The sequence below is a fragment of the Pseudomonas sp. YuFO20 genome, from assembly GCF_035064975.1.
In the GTDB taxonomy this organism is placed as follows: domain Bacteria; phylum Pseudomonadota; class Gammaproteobacteria; order Pseudomonadales; family Pseudomonadaceae; genus Aquipseudomonas; species Aquipseudomonas putida_AE.
On the sequence record NZ_JAXDEO010000126.1, the window covers coordinates 1 to 4,465 of the forward strand.

Genomic DNA, 4,465 nt, shown 5'->3' on the forward strand with positions numbered 1-4,465 from the left:
GGCAGCTCCTACAGGGTGTACACATTCCCCTGTAGGAGCTGCCGCAGGCTGCGATCTTTTAGGAGCATCGCGAATCAGGCGTAGTAGTCGACGGCACTGGAGCCGATCACCCGGGTAGCCGTTGCGGCCACTTCGGTCACGCTCGGCGCGATCTCGTCATCCATGGCATCCAGGCGTCCACCGCCAGCACTGGCACGCCCGCTCTGCGCCTGCTGTTGCTGCCCCTGATCCTGCGAACCGCGGGACTGGTCGGACACATTGACGTCCACCTGGCCCATGCCCTGCTGGGCGAACATGTCGCGCAAGCGATGCATCTGGCCGTCCAGCGCTTCCCGCACGCCCGGATGGGCGCTCATGAAGGTCACCTGGGTCTGCTGGTCGGGCACCATGTTCACCCGAATGTCGAGGCGGCCGAGTTCGGCCGGCTGCAACTGGATGTCGGCCGCCTTGAGGTTGGCGCTGGACAGGTACATGACCCGGTTTACCACTTCCTCGGTCCAGCCGCTCTGATGCATCGCGATGGGCTGGTTGACCGGCACGGCGTTGGCGGTTTTCGGCGTGGCCGCCTGGGTCAGTGCCGCCAGGCGGTTGGCGAAATCGTCGACCCGGGTATCGCTGCTGGCCGACGTGAGGTCCTTGAGGCCCGCATCGATCAGGCCACTGAAGGCTTTTTCGCCACCCTGGCTGGTGCTGTCCTGGTCGGCCTGCACATCGAGCATGTTCGCCATGCCGGCGGCAAAGGTCTGCGCCGCGGTCGGCTCGCCGTCGGCCTGGGTCGGTGCCGACTTGGCTGCCTGGCTCGAGGCCGAGACATGCCCGCTCTGCTCCATGGCCATGCGCAGGGCTGGCAAGGCGTCGAGCGGGTCGGCTTCGGGATCGAAACCGGTGTCGATGGCGGGGACTGCTGGCGGGACGACCGCTGTCAGCGTCGCTTCGACGGGATCAGCCACGACAGGCGGAGCAGGCACCGCGACCACAGGCACCGAGGCAGGGTCGACAGGCGCAGCATCGGCGACCGGCGCCTGTCCGGCATCCGTCGAATCGGCGTCGGCCTGCTTGTCGCCGGCTTGCGCCGGTTTATCGGCGGGCAAGCCTTTGCCGCTATCGGCAACGGCGGGCTTCTCGGCGGCAGCGTTATCATCCTTTTGACCGACGCTATCTTCGACCTTGTCACGCGCTGGTTTCGCAGGTGCTTCAGCGGCTACGGACGTGTTCCGAGCCTGCCTGGCATACACCTGAGAGAAGCTGGAGGCCTTGTCCATGGGCTCGGCGGCCACTGTGGCGGCAGGGGCGGAGACGGTCTTGCTCTTGGCCTGAGTAGCGGCCAGCAGCAGTGATTGGGGCGTAAGGGGCATTTAACGGTCTCCGCTGCACTGGGATCGTAGGTACAGTTGAAGAATTGATTGCAAGGGGCGAGCCAGTTTCGCTCGAGGCCGACGAAAAGCGTCCTGGGCCTCAGTTTTCCGCCAGGGACCGTTGCCGCTCAGCCTGGTAAAGAGGTCGCACAAAGGCGAACTCACCATCGATTTTGGCGATCAGTTCACTGATATCCAGGGAAGACAGGCTGTTGGCGCTCTTTTCAAGCTGGCCACACAGCTCGGCGAGCCTGACGGCCCCCATATTGAGGCTGCTGCCTTTGAAGCTGTGCGCCTCTTCTATCAGTTGCGCGCCCTGCTGCGCCTTGCGCAACAATCCAAGGCGCTCTTCGGAATCGCTGAGAAAGGTATCCAGCAATTTCGGATACTCGTCCTCCATGACCTCGCGCAACGCGCTCAGCGCGTCCAGGTCCAGATGTTCGTCAGTCACTTGTTCGCTCCTTGATCAAGAATCTTCGGATTATGCCAGAGCCTTCCAGTAAAACTCCACGCGCGCACTGCGACCGTCGTCGGACCAGCTTGCATTTTGACCCAGCTGACGGATCAGACTGATGCCGCGCCCGGACAGACGGACAGGATCGACCGGGCGCTCCAGCACCCGCCCGACATCGAAGCCCTTGCCGCTGTCCTCGACGCGAATCGCCAGGCAACCACCCTCGCCCTTTGGCGTAACTTGCAAATGCACCCGCACATAACCGTCCTGCAGCTCGTCCAGGCGTGCATTGCGTTGTAGATAATAGCGGGTAAAACCCGACACATCGCGCTTGAGGCTGGAGTCCAGGCCCAATACCCCGTGCTCCAGGGCATTGGAGTACAGCTCCGCCAGCACACTGTACAGCGCCCCGCTCTGCGCCCGCAGGCCGTGCACTTCCTGGAGCAATTGCAACAGATAGGGCAACGGGTTGAAGCGCTTGAGGGTCGCGGCGCGAAATTCGAAACTGGCCGACCAGTCCAGGGGACAGGACTGGCCGCTGTCGGAATAGACCGGCACCGGCGGACTCGCATGCACGGGTGGCGCCAGGATGACCTCGACCATGCTGACATCGTCGCGCGTTATCCCTTGAAAGTCCCGAAGCGCCTGCTCGATGTCCTCGAACAAGGTGTCGGGCTGACGATTGGCGGCGAATACCTGCAGCAAACGCTGCTCACCAAACAGCTGATCATCGGCATCGCAGGTGTCGATCACCCCGTCGGACATCAGGAACACCCGGTCACCCATGGCCATCGGGAACACTTCGGTCCGATCATCGAAGGTTTGCGGGCTCAGTACACCCAGCGGTAAATGCCGCGCCGTCAGTGGCGTACGCGCCCCGCTGGCAATGCTGTGCAGGTAGCCGTCCGGCATGCCGCCGTTCCAGACCTCCAGCGAGCGGCTCTGGAAACCCAGGCACAGCATCGTCGCGCAACAGAACATGTCCACCGGCAGGATGCGCTTGAGCTTGGCATTCATCTCGCGCAGGGTTTCGGCGAGGCCGTAACCCTTGGCGGTCATGCCGTAGAAGACTTCGGCCAGGGGCATGGCGCCAACGGCAGCAGGCAGGCCATGGCCGGTGAAATCGCCGAGCAAGACATGCATGTCCCCTGCCGGGGTGAACGCGGCCAACAGCAGGTCGCCGTTGAACAATGCATAGGGCGATTGCAGGTAGCGGATATTGGCGGCATTCAGGCAGCCGGAATGGGCCACCTTGTCAAACACCGCCTTGGCCACCCGCTGCTCGTTAAGCAGATATTCGTGGTGCCTGGCGATCTGGTCGCGCTGCTGCAAGACGGTGGCCTGCAGACGCCGCAAGCGGTCCATCGCCTTGATCTTGGCGGCGAGGATCACCTGGTTGTAGGGTTTTGCCAGAAAATCGTCACCCCCCACCTCCAGGCAGCGCGCCAACGCCTGGCTTTCCGACAGCGAGGTGAGGAAGATGATGGGCACCAGGGTTTCCCCGGCCAGTTCCTTGATCTGCGTCGCCGCCTCGAAGCCATCCATCACCGGCATCATCGCGTCCATCAACACCAGTTGCGGGCGTTGCTGGCGAAACACCTCGACCGCTTCGGCGCCGTTGGCGGCCGTCAGCACTTGATGCCCCTGGCGGCGGACGATGCTCGACAACAGCATGCGGTCGGCCGCGCTGTCCTCGGCGATCAGGATCGTCAGCGGTTCGAGTACCACCTGCACGGTGGTCAACTGATGTCGAACAGCTTGTCGAAGTTGGAAATGGCGAGGATTTTCCTCACATCGGAACTGCTGTTGACCACGCGAATGTCGGAATCGTCGCCACCGGCATGGTCACGCAACAGCAGCAGCATGCCCAGGGCGGAGCTGTCGAGGTAGGTGGCTTCTTTCAGATCGACCACGACCTTTGAGAGGATCTGCTGTTCGTAGGATTTTCGAAATTCCTGATGCTTGGCGAAATCGAATCGTCCCTTGATCGATATCGTCAGCTTTTTCCCGTCCGGGGAGATTTCTGTAACGACAGACATATCATGGCTTCCTTGTCATTGGTAAACCTTCTTGTACAAGGTTTAGCATTGGGTAGAGGTTGGGGCAAGGTTGGGGATCAAGATCAAAAGATCGCAGCCTTCGGCAGGTCAGGTCCGAAGACAACCACGGATTCATGTCTAACACAAAACATTGTAGGAGCCCGGCTTGCCGGCGAAGGCGGTCTTGGGTATTGCGCTGGTCTCTTGGGCCTCTTCGCTGGCAAGCCAGCTCCTACAGGTCCGTGGAAAACCACGGATTCATGTCTAACACAAAACATTGTAGGAGCCCGGCTTGCCGGCGAAGGGGGCCTTGAGTATTGCGCTGGTTTTTCGGGCCTCTTCGCTGGCAAGCCAGCTCCTACAGGTCCGAAGACATCCACGGATTTATGCCCAACACAAAACATTGTAGGAGCCCGGCTTGCCGGCGAAGGCGGTCTTGAGTTTTGCGCTGGTCTTTCGGGCCTCTTCGCTGGCAAGCCAGCTCCTACAGGTCCGAAGACAACCACGGATTCATGTCTAACACAAAACATTGTAGGAGCCCGGCTTGCCGGCGAAGGCGGTCTTGGGTATTGCGCTGGTCTTTCGGGCCTCTTCGCTGGCAAGCCAGCTCCTACAGG

The 4,465-nt window shown here is 61.5% G+C and carries 4 protein-coding genes; all 4 read right to left on the reverse strand.

All coding sequences use genetic code 11. The annotated features are described in order from the left end of the window. Nucleotides 1-74: 74 nt before the first annotated feature. Complete coding sequence (locus SOP85_RS30730) at nucleotides 75-1,355, reverse strand: flagellar hook-length control protein FliK (RefSeq protein WP_323629368.1); 1,281 nt, start codon at nucleotides 1,353-1,355, stop codon at nucleotides 75-77. Between the two features lie 100 nt (nucleotides 1,356-1,455). Further along, nucleotides 1,456-1,806: an Hpt domain-containing protein gene (locus SOP85_RS30735; RefSeq protein WP_323629369.1), complete on the reverse strand. Its 351-nt coding sequence runs from the start codon at nucleotides 1,804-1,806 to the stop codon at nucleotides 1,456-1,458. Between the two features lie 30 nt (nucleotides 1,807-1,836). Further along, nucleotides 1,837-3,543 (reverse strand): ATP-binding SpoIIE family protein phosphatase, encoded by a 1,707-nt coding sequence (locus tag SOP85_RS30740; protein WP_323629370.1) that lies wholly within the window; start codon nucleotides 3,541-3,543, stop codon nucleotides 1,837-1,839. A gap of 5 nt (nucleotides 3,544-3,548) precedes the next feature. Further along, on the reverse strand, nucleotides 3,549-3,848 hold the full coding sequence (locus tag SOP85_RS30745; RefSeq protein WP_274074850.1) for an STAS domain-containing protein: 300 nt from the start codon (nucleotides 3,846-3,848) through the stop codon (nucleotides 3,549-3,551). Between the last annotated feature and the right edge of the window lie 617 nt (nucleotides 3,849-4,465).